We start from the raw sequence: 18,602 nt of genomic DNA, 5'->3' as shown, positions 1-18,602 counted from the left end.
ATAAATTAGAAAGAGTGAAACGTATGGTTAGAAAAGTATTTGGATGGATTTGTATATGTGTTATGGTCCCTATCTTTCTATTTAGCGGCTTTGTGGCGGGTAAAGAATCAAAGGCCATTAAAGGATTAGGCACTGTACTCGATGAGAAAATCCCGATTGATTCACTTGAACTCACGCAAAATAGCTTTATCTTTGATTCAGAAGGACAATTAATATCAGAAATAACAACAAACCAGCAAAATCGCATTTATACTAATTTTGAAGAAATACCAGAGGTTGTAAAGTCATTATTTGTAACATCAGAAGATCAACGCTTTTTTGAGCATATCGGCTTTGATCCGGCAGGAATGATCCGTGCGGTGTTTATTAATGCAAAATCACAGGATGTCGAACAAGGCGGAAGTACCATTACACAGCAGCTTGCCCGGAACGCTTACCTATCACATGAAAAAACGTATAACCGCAAGCTTAGTGAACTGCTATACTCTTATCAGCTCGAACGCAATATGTCAAAAGAACAAATATTAGAAGGATATTTAAATGCCATTTACTTTGGTAATGGTGCATATGGAATTGGCACTGCCGCAACGTATTATTTTAGCAAACAGCTTCAAGAGCTAAACTTAGCAGAGCTAGTTTTTATTAGTGCGATTCCTAATAATCCGACATTGTATAACCCAGTAGATAATTTTGAAAATACGAAAAAGCGTCAGGAAAGATTGCTTACGATGCTTTTTGAAGAAGGGCATATTTCAAAGGAAGCTCTAGCTGAGGCAACATCATATCCGGTTTCGTTAAACATACAAGGACTAGTTGATGCCCATCCTGATTATGTTACATTTGTTCATCAAGAACTGAAACAGCTCATCTCAAAGAGTGAAGGAATCCGCGAAGCAGCAGCAGAGAAAAAGCTCAATGAGGAAGCCATTCAAGCACAAGTGACAAAACGCGTCAATGACGTTATCAATAAAGGGGTTATTATTCATACAGCTCTTAACTCTACGATTCAATCGAAACTGGAGAACGCTGTTGATACACACCTTCCATACAAAGATATACAAGGTGCAGCCAGTGTTATTGATCACGAAGCACACCGAATCGTTGCACTATATGGCGGGAAAAAGTATGAAAAGTTTGGCTTTAACCGTGCATATCAAGCATATCGTCAGCCAGGTTCAGCCATAAAGCCACTTTTAGATTATGCACCATATATTGATGTAAAGGGTACGACGGCGAAAACTAAGATCGATGCAAGTGAATTTTGCAAAGATGATTATTGTCCGAAAAACTACAGTGAAAAAAATTACGGCATTGTCACGACGGAAACTGCATTAAAATATTCCTATAATGCCGCTGCAGTCAGATTACTAGATAGAGTAGGTCTCGAAAAAGCATATTCCTATTTAGAACCGTTCGGATTTGCTTCAGTAACGGCGGGGGATAAAACTCGACTTACAACTGCAATTGGAGGTTTTGATGTCGGAGTATCTCCATTAGAATTAACGAGTGCATACACAACGTTTGCAAACGATGGGCAATATTATAAAAACCGGGCAATTACGAAAGTAACAGACTTATCAGGAAATACATTATATGAATGGAATGAAGAACCACCTGTACAAGTATGGAAAAAGTCAACAAATAATGAAATGCGTTCTCTTCTTGCATCTGTCGTAAAAACCGGGACAGGTCAGAAAGCTTCCGTAAGTGGAGAATATGTCGGTGGTAAAACAGGGACAACAAATGACTATCGTGATTTATGGTTTGTTGGTTTAAAAGATCAATATACTGCAGGCATTTGGGTCGGCAAAGATTCTTCTGGAAATGTAGAACATATTTATCCAAAAGGTCCGGCAATGCTTATTTGGAGAGATACGTTGAAGTAAGGGAGACATGGTCGCAATGAACCGAGATAATAATCCTGTCGTTTTATTTGATGGAATTTGTAACTTTTGCAACGAAGCAGTACAATTCGTTATCAGGCATGATAAAAAGGAACAGGTATTGTTTGCGGCTCTTCAATCTGATAGCGGGCAACAACTCCTGAATGATTATCACCTGCCAACAACTGATTTTGACAGTTTTATCTTCATTTATGATGGAAAGGTATATAAAAAATCCTCTGCCGCAATTAAACTTTGCACATATTTTGGCGGCTATTGGAAAATTGCTAAGCTCTTTTTCATTATTCCAAGTAGGCTTCGTGATATGATTTATGATATTATTGCGAAAAACCGCTATAAATGGTTTGGCATAAAACAGCAGTGCATGCTGCCATCGGCTTCAGTGCGAAAAAGGTTTCTTTAAATTACGGGTCAGACTCCCCCAATTGCAGATATGCAACTGGAGGAGTCTGACCTCTGGCTCTTTTCTAAAAGGTTGTGGTTTTTTGCACTAAATTTTTTAAGGGTTTGCTGGAGCGGAAGTGCGAGACTCCTGCGGGATGCGTAGGAGAGCTGAGACGTGAGCAGGCGCTTGCGCTGAGGAGTACGAAAAGCATAGGCGGCTTGCCCATCGACGTACAAATTGGAGGGGCATCGACTGAGATAAAGGAATCACGATGAGTCCTTGGACGAATCGATGATGACTTATCGTAGGGAGATGACCTGAAGTTTGATAACGGGTTGCCGCAAGGAGCTATGAGGCTCAGCACCCACCCCGCTACCCGTGAGTACTGTAGCGGAAACAAACCCTAAACGACAACTAAGTTAAAAGCAACAATGTTTACGAAAACAGCCTTTACTTTAGAGTAATTCCTTATTTTTTATATATGAACGTCTTAAAGAGACATAGCTTGTTAAAAACATTAATATCCCCGCTAATATGAATAAACCAATGACCTCATACCATTCCTTACCACTCGGTAATTCAATTAATAGGGTATATAACAGAATTGAAGTTAGAACAAACACAATTGACCGTCTTGTAATGACACGAAATTCCTTTTTAAAGGATTCCTCTGTTGACACATCTGTGTATTCAACCCCTGATAATATATACCTGATTGTTACATAGGCTACAAAAACAAACAGTATAATCAGTAAACTGAACTGCACATCCAACTGAACATATTTCGAAGCTAGCAGGAACAGCAATGTACAAATAAACATAACGACTGCACCCTCAGCAAAAAAGTATAGCATCTTCTTTTCCTTATACTCATCAGACGGTAAAATAATCGACAACCACGAATTCATGATTCCTCAACCTCCCAAAATAATTCATCTAATGTTTGGTTTAACGCTTTTGCAATTGCAATACATAACTGCAAACTAGGATTATACTCCCCCTTCTCGATCAGGCCAATTGTTTGCCTGGTCACACCAACTTTTTGCGCAAGCTGTTGTTGTGTTAGTGAGCGTTTTATCCTGGTAATCTTTACATTGTTCTTCATATTAACACCTACATTATGTAATAAATATATTGCATTTGTAATTTATATATTACATCTATCACATAGCATTGTCAATTCTTAACAAAAATAAGAGCGTGACTGTAGTCCCGCTCTATCCAAACAAACCCACTATTTATTTTTATACCACTTAAACTATATATCTCATTTGAAGTAACAGTCGTTTCGTCATCTTCATTGTTTTAAACAGGTAAGCTTGCCATAATACTGTTATACAATCTAAAGCATATGTATAGTGTTCCTAATATAAATGAAAACCAAAATAAAACATGAAATAATACGAGACCTATTAATGAAGCCGATGTTAATGAACTGCTAATTTTATAAACAACGTATACAAAATAGCAAATTGTTGCTAGCAAAAAAATACCGACAATGGCTGCAGGAAGCTGGATCGCAAGTAATGATATTGCACCTGCGATTAAATAAAAGGTAGAGCCGCCTCTAATTTTCGTTAAGTTTTCCCCTGCAACGTCTTTTGAGAAAAACAATAAAGACAATTCTGTAACAGTATTTGCTATTAGCTTTAATGCAGAGAACACCATAAAGTAGATTAACGCAAATAAAATAAATAACGCTAGCTTTATTCCATTATTCGAAAAAAACTCTAACATCCCATCGTATATGCCCAACACTTGTAAATAATCAATTACAATCATAACTGTTGCAATTGACAATGAGGTACTAAACAATAATATCGTGATGAGTGGAAAATAACTTGTAAAGTATGTATTTTTCATTTTGTTTCCCCAATTATCCTTATCTCTAATAATTTTTTTACTTATACTCCCATTATTATGAATGAGGAGTATTTTTTTGACAAGCCTCTACGGAAAAAACAGGATGTCGATTTCATCCTGTTTAACGAGCGACTACGCGCACATATTCACGAGGTTTGAACTTTTCAATTGCCTTCATTTCTTCTGTGACTAATTCGACTGGTGATTCTAGCTTTGTATTTAAAAGTTGAACATCGGGTTCTTCTAGCCCTAATGGTTCAACATATTCTCTATTTACTTTGCCATCCATATACCAAGCACCACCAAACATCGCCGAAAAGACACAGCCAGCCACGAGGATTTTTCTCTTTGGCATGATATCACCTCATGATTATCATGCACTTTCGATTTTAAGAATATACAAGCCTTAAAAAATTTGTTATCATTTTTATGTTCATATGAACTCGAAATGGTGAATAGTTATGTATTATTTCATACTAATCCTGTTAGTAGAACATAATATGTTCAGGTAGTTTCGTTTTATTTTACAAGTATTACAATGAGATTGTTTATTCTTGTGGTTTTTTTGGTACTAGCTTAATTAACGAAACAAACTTTAAGCGAGAGACTAATTTAAATTAACGATACCTACATTTTCCATTCAATTAAAAGATGCCATTTCTGTAAGGAGGTTTATTCATGACATTACTTCATGTGGCAATATTAGCTCCATTTCTTTTTGCCATACTCGTTCCATTCTTGTATAAATATTTTCGTCAAGTACATACAGGCTGGTTCGTACTCGTTTTACCTATCGCACTATTTGTTTACTTCTTTCAATTCATCGGCGATATGATGGAAGGAGAAACAATTACTCAGACTGCCAATTGGATTCCCTCACTTGGTATTAACTTCACAGCATACATAGACGGTTTAGGTCTGTTATTTGCCTTATTAATCACTGGTATCGGGTCACTCGTTATCCTTTACTCAATTTATTATTTATCTAAGGATAAAGAGAAGTTAAATACGTTTTATGTCTATTTATTAATGTTTATGGGAGCCATGCTTGGTGTTGTGTTATCAGATAACCTCATCGTCCTATACACATTTTGGGAATTCACATCGTTATCATCATTTTTATTAATCGGATTTTGGTATACACGTGAGAAATCACGCTATGGTGCCCAAAAGTCAATGATGATTACAATCTTTGGCGGATTGCTCATGCTAGGTGGCTTTATCATGCTTTACCTCATGACAAATACTTTTAGCATCCGTGAAATAATTGACCAAGTACCAAATATTGTGGAACACGAATTGTTTATACCAGCACTAATTTTAATCCTATTTGGTGCCTTTACAAAATCTGCACAATTCCCATTTTATATATGGCTACCAGATGCAATGGAAGCACCAACACCAGTTAGTGCATACCTCCATTCAGCAACAATGGTTAAAGCTGGTATATATATCGTTGCAAGATTTAGTCCGATATTTGCTGGAACACCAGAATGGTTCTGGATCGTTTCATCATTTGGAATTTTCACGATGTTTTGGGGTTCGTTTAATGCTGTAAAGCAGACAGACTTAAAGAGTATTCTTGCCTTCTCAACAGTCAGTCAATTAGGAATGATTATGGCGATGCTAGGTGTTGGCTCTGCAGCATTAGTTCTTGATTCAATTGATGATAGTTATTTTACTGTCGCAACACTTGCTGCCGTTTTTCACCTCATTAACCATGCAACCTTTAAAGGAAGCTTATTCATGGTCGTCGGGATTGTTGACCATGAAACAGGTACGCGGGATATTAGGAAGCTCGGTGGTTTAATGAACATCATGCCGATTACGTTTACGATTTCGATTATAGGTGCCTTCTCAATGGCTGGTTTACCACCATTTAATGGCTTCTTAAGTAAAGAAATGTTCTTTACGAGCATGGTCAGAGTTGCTGAAATGAATGTTTTCAATCTAGAGTCAATCGGTATTTTATTCCCGGTTATTGCATGGATTGCTAGTATCTTTACGTTTATTTACAGTATGATTATTGTCTTTAAAACGTTTGCTGGTAAGTATCAACCGGAAAAGTTAAAGGTAACACCACATGAAGCACCAATCGGTATGCTCATTTCACCAATCATTTTAGCATCACTTGTTTTAATTTTCTTTTTCTTCCCAAGCCTGCTCGAGTACACAATTATTGAACCAGCAATGGCTTCGATTATTCCTAGCATGTTAGGTGCAGAAGAGAAATTCCATGTTCATATTTACCCATGGCATGGCTTTAATACAGAGTTATATATGACGATAGGGGTCGTCATTATCGGTGTCATTGCATATTTATTGTTAACAAAGTGGATTGGTATTTATCGTTTCACACCACAAAAGCTTACTTTGAATAAAGGGTATGACGCGACACTGCGTGGATTAGATAAATCATCATCAAAGATTACCCGTTTTTATATGACAGGGTTTATCCGAGATTATCTATCATACATTTTTATCTTTATGATTGTCATTTTAGGAACATCACTCATTTTAAAGGAAGGTTTTTCATTAGACCTGACAAAAACAGCACCTGTTGGCGTATATGAAGCAATCCTCGCTGTCGTAATGGTCTGTGGAACGATTACAGTACTTTTCGCTAAATCACGATTAACTTCGATTATTGCGCTAGGTTCTGTTGGTTACTCGTTATCACTATTTTTCGTTCTATTCCGGGCTCCTGATTTAGCATTGACGCAATTATGTGTTGAGACCGTTTCTGTTGCATTATTTTTACTTTGCTTTTATCATCTACCGGAATTTAAGAAAAGAGAGAAAAAGCTTTCATTTAATTTAAAGAATTTAATCATTTCACTTGGTGTAGGAACAATTGTTACACTGCTTGGACTTGCAGCAAATAGTCAGCGGATATCAGAGACGATTTCAAGCTATTACGTTGAAAACAGCTACAAGCTAGCCGGCGGTAAAAATATGGTTAACGTCATTTTAGTAGACTTTAGAGGATTTGATACATTATTTGAAATAACTGTACTCGGTATCGCTGCACTAGGCATTTACGGGATGATTCGTTTGCAAGTTCGGAAGGAGGAGGAAAAAGGGTGAAGAAAACGAATGTGAAAACAAATGACGTTATTTTTCAAACAGCCACGAAGGTCATTGTGTTCATTATCATTTTATATTCGTGGCACCTCTTCTTCTCTGGTCATTACACACCAGGCGGGGGCTTTATCGGCGGTCTTATGACTTCAGGTGCCCTCGTTCTACTGTTGTTAGCCTATGATATTAAAACAGCTGTCAACATTCTGCCATTTGATTATATAAAAATGGCAGCAACCGGATTACTCATTGCTGTACTAACAGGTATCGGCTCATTCTTCTTTGATGTACCGTTTTTAACACATACGTTCAGCTATGTAGAATTACCAGTGTTAGGAGAAACAGCACTCGCAACAGCTGTCCTCTTTGACCTTGGCGTTTATCTTGTTGTTATCGGTGTAACGATGACCATTATTCAAACGATTGGAGAGACAGAATAATGGAAATTATCATGTGTATTGTCGTTGGTATTTTATTTACTGCTGCAACATACTTAATGCTATCAAAAAGTATATTACGGATTATAATTGGCACTGGATTATTAAGTCATGGTGCACATTTGTTAATCTTAACTATGGGCGGGTTAAAAAAAGGCGCAGCACCATTACTTGGTGAACATGCAGAGCTTTATGTTGACCCCCTTCCACAAGCGTTAATCTTAACGGCTATCGTTATAAGCTTTGGGGTCACATCGTTTTTCCTCGTCCTCGCATATCGCTCATATCAAGAACTTGGAACAGATGATATGGACCAATTAAGGGGAAATGACCAATATGAATAATTTGATAATCTTACCACTTGTCTTGCCGCTATTAGCTGGCATTTTGCTTATCTTTTTTAACAAAAACATACGCATACAACGATGGTTAAGTGGAATCGCCTCGTTCGCAGCGATTATTATTTCCGCAATCCTCGTTCAAACAGTTCATGAAAACGGGATTCAAACATTAGAACTCGGAAATTGGAAGCCGCCGTTCGGAATCGTTCTTGTCGCTGATATGTACTCAAGCTTGTTAGTCTTAACAACAAGCATAATCGGTTTTACAACATTACTTTTTGCATTTACAACAATAAATGTTGAGAGAGAAAAATTTTACTTTTACTCAGGCGTACAGTTTCTACTATTAGGTGTATCCGGTGCCTTTTTAACCGGTGATTTATTTAACCTGTTTGTCTTCTTTGAAGTGATGCTCATGTCTTCTTATATGCTCATCGTATTAGGAAGTACAAAAGCACAACTTCGTGAATCAATGAAATACATTTTAGTAAATGTCATTTCTTCCGCATTATTTGTTATTGCAGTTGCTTATTTATATGCTGTAACAGGCACTCTGAATATGGCTGACTTAAGTGTTCGGATTTCAGAAATTGGCCAATCCGGGTTAATAACAGTCATTTCAATATTATTTCTCATTGTATTTGGACTGAAAGGTGCGCTATTCCCGTTGTATTTCTGGTTACCAGGCTCATATCAAGCACCTCCATCCGTTGTTACTGCACTGTTTGGTGCATTATTAACAAAGGTTGGTGTTTATTCAATCACAAGAATCTATACGCTAATATTCACACACGACCAAGCATTTACACATCAAATATTAGCTTGGTTAGCAGCCCTAACGATTATCTTTGGAATTATCGGTTCGATTGCATATTGGGATATTAAAAAAATTGTGATCTATAACATTATTACAGCTATCGGTGTCATTATCTTTGGTGTTGCTGCTAATACAGAAACAGCAATCGAAGGCTCAATCTATTATTTAGTCCATGACATGATCATTAAAGGTGCTTTATTTTTCATAGTTGGTACAATAATCGCAATTACCGGAACAAGTAATCTCCGCAAAATGAGTGGCTTAATCGCGAGCCATCCATTTTTAGGCTGGTTATTCTTTATCGCTTCACTCTCACTTGCCGGAATACCACCACTTAGTGGATTTGTTGGAAAGCTTAAAATCGTTCAAGGGGGATTTGAGGCAGGAGAGTATACAATCGCGTTAATTGTTTTATTATCAAGTCTCCTAGTACTTTATTCGGTCATGAAAATTTTCATCAATGGCTTCTGGGGAGAGCCTATAAAAGACTTCAAACCAAAAGTTGGCTCAATTAAGGGGATGCTGATTCCGACTGTGATGTTAATCGCACTATCGATCGGATATGGATTCGGTGTTGAGTGGTTATCACCATATATCACACAAGCGGCAGACACTTTACTTGACCCATCAATTTATATACAAGCCGTATTGAAGGAGTAGTGCATATGGCCTTTCAAATTTTACTAAACTTTTTTCTAGCTTTAACTTGGATGTTTCTATCGAATGACTATTCACCTTTAGCATTTTTAAAGGGATACTTTTTTGGATTGCTCGTGATGTTTATTATGAGGAGATTTTTCAAGCATCGCTTCTACCTAGCTAATATCATCGCGATTATCAGGCTATTGTTTATCTTCTGTATTGAACTGATTAAGTCCAATATTTCTGTATTAAAAGTTATTTTGTCACCTAAGCTTTCAATGAAACCTGGTATTTTTGCACTTGAAACAGAGTTAGAGCGTGATTGGGAAATCACTGTTCTCTCAAATTTAATTACGTTAACACCAGGTACACTAGTATTAGATGTTTCAGCTGATAAAAAAACGCTCTACATTCATGCAATGGACATTGATGATGTTGAACAAGCAAAGCGTGATATAAAAGAGACCTTTGAAAAAGCGATCAAGGAGGTGAGCCGATAATGTTTGATATTATTTTGCACGTGTCATTACTATTAGTTGCTATCTCAACCTCCTTGTATATTTATCGGCTTATAAAAGGACCTTCAACACCTGACCGGGTCATTGCCTTAGATGCCATCGGAATTAATTTAGTTGCGATTACAGCCATTATTTCGATTGTTCTTAAGTCTAGTGCGTTCGTTGAAGTCATACTCTTAATCGGAATATTGGCGTTTATCGGTACGGTCGCATTTTCTAAATTCTTGGAGAAAGGAGAGATTATCGAAAATGATCGTAATCAGTAAAATAATCATAGGTTATCTCGTTCTCCAAGGGGCAATCCTCAGCTTAATTGCCGCAATCGGAGTTGTCCGCCTGCCTGATACGTATACACGCAACCATGCAGCGTCAAAGAGCGCTACACTTGGTGTAATTAGCATATTATTAGGATTATTCCTAAATTATCTTTTGCTGGACCATCACGTAAGCGCCAAGGTCCTCCTTGGTATTATCTTTGTCTTTGTTACATCACCAGTTGCCGGCCATTTAATAAGCCGGGCTGCGTACAATTCCGGTGTTCCACTTTGGAAAAATAGTGTGCAGGATGATTTAAAAAGGGATAAAAAGAGAATGAAGAGTAGATGAGCATTTTTGCTCATCTCTTTTTTATACTTATAGGGTGTTCGGATTTCCCTAAAGAAAACATAATAAAAACTAGTCCACATCTATTTAGCAGACTAGTTTAAGTCAAATTTTTCTTTTGATGATTGCGATTGTACATCTTGACACACAAATGAGCTTCTCGTCCTCATCAACAATTTTCACTTCCCAAACCATCGTTGTCTTCCCGCGATGTAATGGATTACCGTGTGCAGTAACAATACCCGATTTCTTTCCACGAATATGATTTGCGTTTATTTCCAAGCCTACACATGCCTCTGTTTCTTTATCAATGAAGTGAAAGGCACCGATGCTTGCGACGGTTTCTGCTAGAGCAACTGATGCCCCACCGTGTAATAAACCAAAGGGCTGGCGTGTTCTATCGTCAACAGGCATCGTTGCAACAACCCCCTCATCAGAGACAGATACAATATCGATACCTAATGATTCCATCAAAGTATTCTTTACATTATACTCCACTTTCGTTCACCACTTTCTATTCAATGACACCTTCAGCCTTCGCAATTAAGACCGCTTCGGTACGGCTACTAACATTTAGCTTATTAAAAATCGATGTCAAACTATATTCTATCGTCCTTTTACTAAGATGCAACTGATCGGCGATTTCCTGATTTGTAAATCCCTTTTCAACTTCGCGCAATATGGACTTTTCACGCTCATTAAATACATTTTCTCCAATAGTAGATTTCTCACTCTTTTTTTGTTTTTGCATAATTAAATCTTTAAAGTATGAATATGGTAAAACAATTTCCCCACTCATGACAAAATGAATAATTGATAGTAGCTTTTCCTTCGATTCTGTCTTGCTTACTGCACCATGCAGTCCTAAACGGATTGCATCTTCAAAATAATCCTCAACATCGTATCCTGTAAATAAGATGATTTTACAGCTTGTATGTGATTTTAGAATTTGTTTTGAAAGCTCCATTCCGTTTATATCACCGAGATTTAAATCCATTAAAATTAAATCATACGGTGTGAAGTCATACTCATTAAACGCTTCTATTGTATACGGTACATCTAAGCAATTAACTTGGATATCCGGTTCTGTATCAAGAATTGCTTTTGTCCCTTCGCGCACTGCTGGATGATCATCGACAACTAATATACGGATCATATGTATTTCTCACCTCATACTATATTTGCTAAAAAAAGACTTGGCAATGCCAAGTCCACATTTTACAATTCAATATCTACCTTAACCCCTTGACCTTTAGCTGTATTAATTTCAATCGTTCCTTTTAACGCCTTAACACGTTCACTTATTCCTGATAAGCCCATACTCTCAGTCTTATCAATAATCGTATGACCATCAAAGCCAATCCCATTATCTTCATAATGAAGTACGATTTTCTCCTTAATACATACAAGAATAATTAGTACATTTGTTGCTTGTGAATGCTTATGGGCATTCGTTAAAAGCTCCTGGACAATTCGATACAAATTCAATTGTGTATCAATATCAAGGCTGCTTGTAAAATTGCCTGTATTTAGACGAATCTCAAAGTCTACCATATCTTGATACTGAGAGACTAGTTTATTAAGTGCCTTCACTAGCCCTAAGTCATATAGTAATTGCGGACGCAGCTCTTGGCAAGTTTCACGCGTCGTTTTAATAATTTTCGTCATATTATAATTCATTTGTTGGAGCTGTTCCTTTAACTGCTGCGAATCATCTTGATTGATATCGGCAATCGCAAGTTCACACTGACGCTTCAACGAAACTAAATCTTGTAAAACAGAATCATGTAAATCTTTCGCCAAATTGGATCGCTGCTTCTCTTCAATTGAGAATAATAATTTCGATAACCATTCTGGGCTCTGTCCTTCCATTTTCACTTCTTGTAAATGGTGCATTAACTCATCAATTTTCAAGAAGTTCTCTAACGAAACATTTGTATAGAAGGCTAATGTTTTTAGCCATGAGTTTTCATCCCGAGTTAATATTGGTGTATTTAATGCGGACAAACATAATAAAATAAAGTTCTTATTTTCAGTTTCACCAATATTAATGACAAATCCTTTATCAAGCTCAATAATTTTACTAATCTCATTTGAGACATCTCTTATTTCAGAAAGATATGGGCTATAATCCGATTCCTTTGCCGCTAAGTCAACGGAAACAATTTGTTTATGCTTATCTACTTCTATAACATACGCTCTACTAACGTGTAGAACATCAACGATCACTTGTTTAAGCTCTGAAATGACTTGGTCTAAATTTTTCGCTTTCCGAATACTTTGCGTATATTTAAAGATGCTATCTTGATAATTATATTTTTCAGAAAAACGCTTTAGGCGGAAGCGGTAATCGATGATTTCTTTTAGATAGAAAACTAATATCATACCTAAAAATATATATACAGAAAGTTGAATAGGGTATATCGAAGAATTTTTTTCCTCAATTGCAAACATAATTCCTAACATAATAAATGTAGGGATTACCGCTAGTAATGAGTAGTACCTAATTCTCCCTAATAAAAATTCAATATCATATATTTTTGTTGCAACAAATTGATACACTAAAGAAAGCGGAATCAACAGTAAAAACGACGCTAAAAATGTTGCAGAAAATATATATTCCTGGAAAATAATAAATGGGATAACATAAAATAATAAAAATGGTGTAAAAGCGAGTACGTTGGTCACTATTAAGACTTTAATGATATATGCTTGCTCAGAATACTTTATTTTTTTCAAACCTTTAAATTTTAGTAAAAAGGTTAAAACTAACATAATAAAAAAAGTAGCTAAATTCATAATTCGATTAAAACCTATAGCAACAGAATTCATATAAAGACTAATCTCAGTAAGTATATTTAATAAAACAAGTATATAACCAAACTTAATATAATTTATATTAAATAATTTCTTACCTAATTCTAAAAAGTACTGGTATATAAAATGTAAGTAGCTGACAGGAACCATTGTGAATAAAGCTAAGTTAAAAAACCTGCTAATTATATCTCCCCTAGAAGAGGCACTAGCACTAATATAAGCCATACTAATTATTAATAAGAAAAAATTTAACAAGTGAGCTGATTTTAAATTTGTTTCCTTATTAGACTTATAAATATAGAACATACAAAAAATACATAATAATAGAACGGTCAAAGGTATAACGATAATAAAAACTGTTTGATAGCTAAATAACGTTGCAGGAACACTTAATTTCTTGATTATTCCATCTTGCATTACTTCCAAGGTATTAACTTGCTCAAGTAGTCCATATGTTAATGCTGGTTGGTGTGTCAACGGTGTTGTATTATTTATTTCTAAAATAATGTCACCACGTTCAATACCAACTTTATCAGCCCATGTTTTAGGCTCAACAGCTGTAACCACCATTTCATTTTCAGGAGTAATTTTTACCCCTGCACCTATATATGGAAAGTTAAAGTTAAAAATTATAATGTAAATTGTTAGGATAATGCTTAAAATAACACTAAGTTGAAATAATTTTTTAAAGGGAAATTTCATTAAAAACACCTTTCAATATTATGCTACTAATACCAATACATATTTACTAATTTACCCGTTCCTAAAATCCCCTCAACTACACTAAAAACATCCTCAATATCTACACCTAACAAACTAGCTTCTCCATTTACAACTTTCTCAACAACTTCTGGATTTTCAATTAAAAAATTTACAAGTTCTTGCATATTAACATCTCCCTTAATTAGTTTTCGGTTTTAAATAATTGATTCTTCAGTTTATCCCTAAGAGGCACATCTAAATCTAATTTTTCAATCTGTTTGAAAGCTCTATTAATCGAGACTTGCTTCAACACATTTAAATATTGTAAAACACCTGCATCTGCTAGTTTTTGCTTATAACTTTTAATGCTGCCAAATTCATCACTGATAGTTTTACCACTATTAAAGAATACTACTAACTCTTCTGAATGTTTGTTATAGCCTTTTTGTAAAAATAACGTTGCTAGTGTTGTTCTTCCAATTGCTTTTGTACGCTTCTCGTCATTAAATAAATCTCTGACATCATTGTCTATTTGGCCAGCGATGCCGATGTGATAGGAATATTCCTTCACTTCCGGATGAAATTCATTTGCTAGGAGCATTCCAGATACTGTTGCTAATGAGATAAGTGTACCTGATTTACGTTTTATTACATCTAACATCTCAGCTTCGGTTGTCGCGGTATTTCGCAAATCTTCATGTTGTCCATCCATAGCTTTAATAGCTGAACTTAAAAAGAGATGAAGAATGCGTTGTTTATTCTCGGATGTTAGAGATAAAATTGACTGCTGACTTAATGAGTAAAGTGTTGTTGCGGTATTTAGTGCAATTGCTCGGTCAATTTTCATCCACGGTTCTGCAAAATTATCCATGTCCTCTAAGTCATCAAACATATCAAATGATAGAACTAAAAGTTCGATGGCTGCAGCTAATCTAAAGATTTCTGGATCTCTTCCACCAAATACTTGGTGATGAACAATTGCTAGACGACCAAAATTCATATGCTGCTTTGCATTTAAAAAAGAAAGTAATAGGTCTTTTTGTTCAAGATTGTTTATATGTGAGGTAATGAGTTGTTGCATTTGTTGCTTCACGATTTCTTTATGTTTCAGTTCGATTATCACCGTCACCCCTTTGATATAATTTTACTATATATCAAAAACTTTGAGTAGGTACACTAGTAGATAATACCTTTATTCTATTACATTTTCCACTATCACTCTATCATTTGTCAATATTTTACACAAAAAAACTTGGTTATTCACCAAGTTTTTTAAGTTTCCCATTTTCAGTTGTCACTAACTTTTTTATGTCGGTTTCGAAGAAGTTGAAATGAATAATTATGAAACATGTAGAAAATCGTACTTGTTATATTTATCTATACTTTCATTTATGTTTTGCAACGATGCTTTTGTTTCAATTATTTCTTGTTCAAGTTTTAATAACATTTGTGCTAGTTCTTCAATTTTTTGCTGATCCATTGTTCACCCTCCTTATAAAATTTAAAGCGAATGCATGGCCAACGAACACTATGTATCTTCAATACTAAGTTTACTTTAATTGAGGATCATTTACACCGAAAACATTACGTAATACTTAGTGCGTTACACCGCAAAGGTTGCGCAATAGTCCAAAATATACAAATTCAAGCAATATTCAAATATTTTTCCCAACGTTTTAATCCAAAGGATGTTGACTTGCCTAGTGCTAGAGAATGAGCTAATCAATGATTGATATACCCGATTCTATAAATTTCAAACACGAATTATACTAGTCTTTTTTAATTTATTATGGTTCAGTCAACACTCATTTCTTAATCTATCATTAGTTAAGTTTACTCCATTGCAAAATCATTCGATAAATTCTCAAACATCGTAAAAACATTAACTACTCTTTTAGATAAATTAAAAAGGTTGACCGTTATACTTTCTCAATGCAAGGAAAGCATAACGGTCAACCTTTGACTAAACAGTTAGGATACTTTGCTCAAAAATGTCTTGTGCCTTTAAAATGGCTATATTTAATAGTTCTTCTTTCTTTTCGTTAGGTCCATGATACTCTAAGGTGTAATCTTCAATTCCAGTCTTTGAAAACAAGCATTCCATATTGACCTTGCAATTGTCTTTCATAACCGAAAAAACAGCAACCATCTTGTCGTCCAATACATAAAATGTTGGCTGAACTCCCATAGAGAAACAGAGACCCCCTTAAATATATGTCATTTATTACCTTTCGACATATTTAAGAAAACTCCTTTATTTCCTCATTTTTTTTGAGAATATAAGTATTCTAGCATTTCAGTTAGGAAGTTAATTTGCAACGTGTACTGGTCATATATATTTTTAAACGAAAGTTTTGTCATATAGTCCAAATCCATGACATTTGACTTTACTTCTTCACCAATTTTCATTTCTTGCATGTCTGTTTCTAATCGTTCTCTTTGCTCTTCCAATGCTTCGATAATATCCACTTTTGGTAATTCCTCAATAAAGGAGATAGCAGAATAAATAGATGTTGGTAATAATACGGACTTTTCCTTGAATGCTGCCTTTAAAAGCGCTAAAAATTCTGTTTCGCCAGACTCAGTAATTTTATAGATTGCCTTAGAGCGATTACCTGTTTGTTCTACTGCCTCAATAGCTACTAATCCTTCTTTATCCATTTTCTTTAACGCATGATAAATCGAACCAGGTAATATGCCAGCCCATTTATCTGTTTGACTCGTTAGAAGTAGTTGTTGTATTTCATATCCGGACATTGGTTTTCTTTTTAGTAACCCTAAAACAACAAGTCTTGTCATGTTTGTAAACACCTCAATATTTACTATTCAATATTGAGTATTATAACATATCAAATCTATCGATGACAGGTGGTCGTCGTTATGCCTTTTTATAGCTCAAAAAGCTTTGTTCTTCCTCATAGCTAAAGGTTATTGTTGTAATGAGAATTGTAATGACTAAGAACCCGATTAAAAAAAGGAGTTGCACAAAGATGTTCGCATTACTTAAACCTAAAACAATGTGAAATCCCTCTACAAAATATGCTGCCGGAAAAAACTTTCCCATCACGATTAGCCAATCAGGTAATGAATTTGTTGAGAAAAATGCTTCTACACCAAATATCATTGGGATATTTACAAGCGTTGCAAACATATTCATTTGCCCCTCATTTTTAGTAATGTTGGCGAGCAAAATACCTAGAGTAGAAAATATGAGTGAACCAACAATTGTGAATAGAAACATCATTGTGAAATCAGTAAAGCTCAATGGAATCTCGAAAAATCCAATACCTATTAATAGAATGATTACATTTATGACTGTACCAATAAGCGTTCGTGCAAATGAAAATGCCAAGATAAACAGTAGTAACGATATTGGTGTTAACTTTACTAGTTTAAATACACCGCGATTTCGTTGCCAATGGATTTGAAAAGCTGTACCTTGTAAGCCCCAAAATATCATACTGATTGTGATTACTCCAGTCATTAACATTGGATTATACTCTTTCGACCCAATATACAATCCAAGTCCAATCATTAAGCCTATCGGAAAGAGTATTGCATAAAAGACTGTAATTTTATCACGAATTGACATTAGCATCATCGATTTACAAACTGTAAGCATTCTGATTATCCTCCTTTATAATGTTTAAATATAATTCATCAACAGTTGTTGCATTCCACTCATCAAATAGTTCTTCAATCGTACCTGAGGCAACAATTTCTCCTCTTTCTAATAGTAAAATCCGATTCGCTAACTGTTTTACCTCTCCCATATCATGTGTCGTTAAAACAATTGATTTTCCATCGCTTTGGAGCCTCTTGATTAATTGTATAATTTCCATTCTTGCTCGCGGATCAAGTGCAGCTGTTGGTTCATCTAGAAAAACAACTTCTGGTTCGTGGATAAGTGCCAATGCAATTGATAATTTTTTTTGTTGTCCACCAGATAATTTTCTTGCATCTATATTCATAACATCTTCCAGTCCATATTGCTTAAAAATCAGCGATATATCTTCTCTTTCAAGTCGTTTTTTATATAATGCTGCAAATAATTGGATGTTTTCATATGCCGTTAGCCCAGGGAAAAAACATGATGATTGCAGCTGTACACCAATACTTTCTTTTGGCTTTGATTTCCAATATTCAATATTCCCCTCATCTGCTTTCTTCAATTGTAGAATAAGGTCTAAAGTAGTTGTTTTACCGGCGCCATTCGGCCCAATAATCGCTAAAATTTCATTTTTTCTAATGTTAAAACTAATATTTTTTACAATTTCTATCTGTTTATAGGTTTTTTTTAGACCATTTATTAAAATATAATCCATCACTACAAGCACCTCCATAAATAATTAACATTAACTATTCAACATTGAGTATATAACGTTAAATATATAATAATCAGAATTTTCTCCTATGTAAATAGTTTTTTTATCTTTTCTAATATTTACTTGGATTACATTTTTTACATTTGCAAAAGCTAACTAACAGTGAG

General features: G+C 35.2%; 23 protein-coding genes. 9 read left to right on the top strand and 14 right to left on the bottom strand.

The features are described from left to right. Positions 1-23: 23 nt before the first annotated feature. Positions 24-1,886 carry a transglycosylase domain-containing protein gene (locus J2S19_RS04915; protein ID WP_307338097.1) on the top strand — a complete coding sequence of 621 codons (1,863 nt, stop codon included), beginning with the start codon at positions 24-26 and terminating at the stop codon, positions 1,884-1,886. Positions 1,887-1,902: 16 nt separating this feature from the next. Continuing rightward, positions 1,903-2,307, top strand: coding sequence for a thiol-disulfide oxidoreductase DCC family protein (locus tag J2S19_RS04910; protein ID WP_307338093.1), 405 nt, complete (start codon positions 1,903-1,905; stop codon positions 2,305-2,307). Positions 2,308-2,744: 437 nt separating this feature from the next. Here the strand turns inward: J2S19_RS04910 and J2S19_RS04905 are convergent, their stop codons facing one another. The 4 genes from J2S19_RS04905 to J2S19_RS04890 form a co-directional block, all read right to left on the bottom strand. Beyond that, on the bottom strand, positions 2,745-3,197 hold the full coding sequence (locus J2S19_RS04905) for a DUF3278 domain-containing protein (protein ID WP_307338091.1): 453 nt from the start codon (positions 3,195-3,197) through the stop codon (positions 2,745-2,747). Further along, positions 3,194-3,394: a helix-turn-helix transcriptional regulator gene (locus J2S19_RS04900; RefSeq protein WP_307338088.1), complete on the bottom strand. Its 201-nt coding sequence runs from the start codon at positions 3,392-3,394 to the stop codon at positions 3,194-3,196. Before J2S19_RS04900 ends, J2S19_RS04905 begins: the two co-directional genes overlap by 4 nt. A 200-nt stretch (positions 3,395-3,594) precedes the next feature. Then, positions 3,595-4,152, bottom strand: a complete 558-nt coding sequence (locus J2S19_RS04895; RefSeq protein WP_307338084.1) for a YufK family protein — start codon at positions 4,150-4,152, stop codon at positions 3,595-3,597. A gap of 121 nt (positions 4,153-4,273) precedes the next feature. Beyond that, a complete protein-coding gene (locus J2S19_RS04890; protein ID WP_307338082.1) occupies positions 4,274-4,507 on the bottom strand; it encodes a hypothetical protein in 234 nt (77 codons plus the stop codon). Positions 4,508-4,830: 323 nt separating this feature from the next. Here J2S19_RS04890 and J2S19_RS04885 point away from each other — a divergent pair, with 323 nt between their 5' ends. The 7 genes from J2S19_RS04885 to mnhG are packed head-to-tail and all read left to right on the top strand — an operon-like array spanning position 4,831 to position 10,594. After that, a complete protein-coding gene (locus J2S19_RS04885) occupies positions 4,831-7,239 on the top strand; it encodes a Na+/H+ antiporter subunit A (protein WP_307338079.1) in 2,409 nt (802 codons plus the stop codon). 11 nt (positions 7,240-7,250) lie between these two features. Then, on the top strand, positions 7,251-7,673 hold the full coding sequence (locus J2S19_RS04880) for a Na(+)/H(+) antiporter subunit B (protein WP_307338427.1): 423 nt from the start codon (positions 7,251-7,253) through the stop codon (positions 7,671-7,673). After that, entirely contained in the window at positions 7,673-8,014 is a 342-nt protein-coding gene (locus J2S19_RS04875; protein ID WP_307338076.1) for a Na(+)/H(+) antiporter subunit C, read from the top strand. The genes J2S19_RS04880 and J2S19_RS04875 overlap by 1 nt, the downstream gene beginning before the upstream one ends. Continuing rightward, positions 8,007-9,488, top strand: coding sequence for a Na+/H+ antiporter subunit D (locus J2S19_RS04870; protein WP_307338073.1), 1,482 nt, complete (start codon positions 8,007-8,009; stop codon positions 9,486-9,488). The genes J2S19_RS04875 and J2S19_RS04870 overlap by 8 nt, the downstream gene beginning before the upstream one ends. A 5-nt stretch (positions 9,489-9,493) precedes the next feature. After that, positions 9,494-9,970, top strand: a complete 477-nt coding sequence (locus J2S19_RS04865; protein WP_307338071.1) for a Na+/H+ antiporter subunit E — start codon at positions 9,494-9,496, stop codon at positions 9,968-9,970. Continuing rightward, entirely contained in the window at positions 9,970-10,254 is a 285-nt protein-coding gene (locus J2S19_RS04860) for a Na(+)/H(+) antiporter subunit F1 (protein ID WP_307338069.1), read from the top strand. Before J2S19_RS04865 ends, J2S19_RS04860 begins: the two co-directional genes overlap by 1 nt. Next, the gene (mnhG, locus tag J2S19_RS04855; protein WP_307338066.1) at positions 10,238-10,594 is read left to right on the top strand and encodes a monovalent cation/H(+) antiporter subunit G; all 357 of its coding nucleotides are present in this window, start codon (positions 10,238-10,240) and stop codon (positions 10,592-10,594) included. The genes J2S19_RS04860 and mnhG overlap by 17 nt, the downstream gene beginning before the upstream one ends. Positions 10,595-10,696: 102 nt before the next feature. Here the strand turns inward: mnhG and J2S19_RS04850 are convergent, their stop codons facing one another. From J2S19_RS04850 to J2S19_RS04805, 10 genes are all read right to left on the bottom strand, one after another. Continuing rightward, the gene (locus J2S19_RS04850) at positions 10,697-11,062 is read right to left on the bottom strand and encodes a hotdog fold thioesterase (protein WP_307338424.1); all 366 of its coding nucleotides are present in this window, start codon (positions 11,060-11,062) and stop codon (positions 10,697-10,699) included. A 43-nt stretch (positions 11,063-11,105) separates the two neighbouring features. Next, a complete protein-coding gene (locus J2S19_RS04845; RefSeq protein ID WP_307338064.1) occupies positions 11,106-11,747 on the bottom strand; it encodes a response regulator transcription factor in 642 nt (213 codons plus the stop codon). Positions 11,748-11,809: 62 nt separating this feature from the next. After that, positions 11,810-14,110, bottom strand: a complete 2,301-nt coding sequence (locus J2S19_RS04840) for a histidine kinase (RefSeq protein WP_307338061.1) — start codon at positions 14,108-14,110, stop codon at positions 11,810-11,812. A 26-nt stretch (positions 14,111-14,136) separates the two neighbouring features. Continuing rightward, positions 14,137-14,295 (bottom strand): competence pheromone ComX, encoded by a 159-nt coding sequence (comX, locus tag J2S19_RS04835; protein ID WP_307338058.1) that lies wholly within the window; start codon positions 14,293-14,295, stop codon positions 14,137-14,139. 17 nt (positions 14,296-14,312) lie between these two features. Further along, on the bottom strand, positions 14,313-15,233 hold the full coding sequence (locus J2S19_RS04830) for a polyprenyl synthetase family protein (protein WP_307338055.1): 921 nt from the start codon (positions 15,231-15,233) through the stop codon (positions 14,313-14,315). 216 nt (positions 15,234-15,449) lie between these two features. After that, complete coding sequence (locus tag J2S19_RS04825) at positions 15,450-15,590, bottom strand: DegQ family regulator (RefSeq protein ID WP_307338052.1); 141 nt, start codon at positions 15,588-15,590, stop codon at positions 15,450-15,452. A 483-nt stretch (positions 15,591-16,073) separates the two neighbouring features. After that, the gene (locus J2S19_RS04820) at positions 16,074-16,298 is read right to left on the bottom strand and encodes a hypothetical protein (RefSeq protein WP_307338050.1); all 225 of its coding nucleotides are present in this window, start codon (positions 16,296-16,298) and stop codon (positions 16,074-16,076) included. Positions 16,299-16,372: 74 nt separating this feature from the next. After that, positions 16,373-16,909, bottom strand: coding sequence for a PadR family transcriptional regulator (locus tag J2S19_RS04815; RefSeq protein ID WP_307338047.1), 537 nt, complete (start codon positions 16,907-16,909; stop codon positions 16,373-16,375). A 79-nt stretch (positions 16,910-16,988) separates the two neighbouring features. Beyond that, positions 16,989-17,732: an ABC transporter permease gene (locus J2S19_RS04810; RefSeq protein WP_307338044.1), complete on the bottom strand. Its 744-nt coding sequence runs from the start codon at positions 17,730-17,732 to the stop codon at positions 16,989-16,991. Beyond that, positions 17,716-18,435, bottom strand: a complete 720-nt coding sequence (locus J2S19_RS04805) for an ABC transporter ATP-binding protein (RefSeq protein ID WP_307338421.1) — start codon at positions 18,433-18,435, stop codon at positions 17,716-17,718. Before J2S19_RS04805 ends, J2S19_RS04810 begins: the two co-directional genes overlap by 17 nt. Positions 18,436-18,602: the final 167 nt, after the last annotated feature.

Source organism: Metabacillus malikii, from assembly GCF_030813355.1.
Classification (GTDB): Bacteria; Bacillota; Bacilli; order Bacillales; family Bacillaceae; genus Metabacillus; species Metabacillus malikii.
The sequence above is the reverse complement of the archived record's forward strand: the minus strand, read 5'-3'. Positions and strand labels throughout refer to the sequence as shown.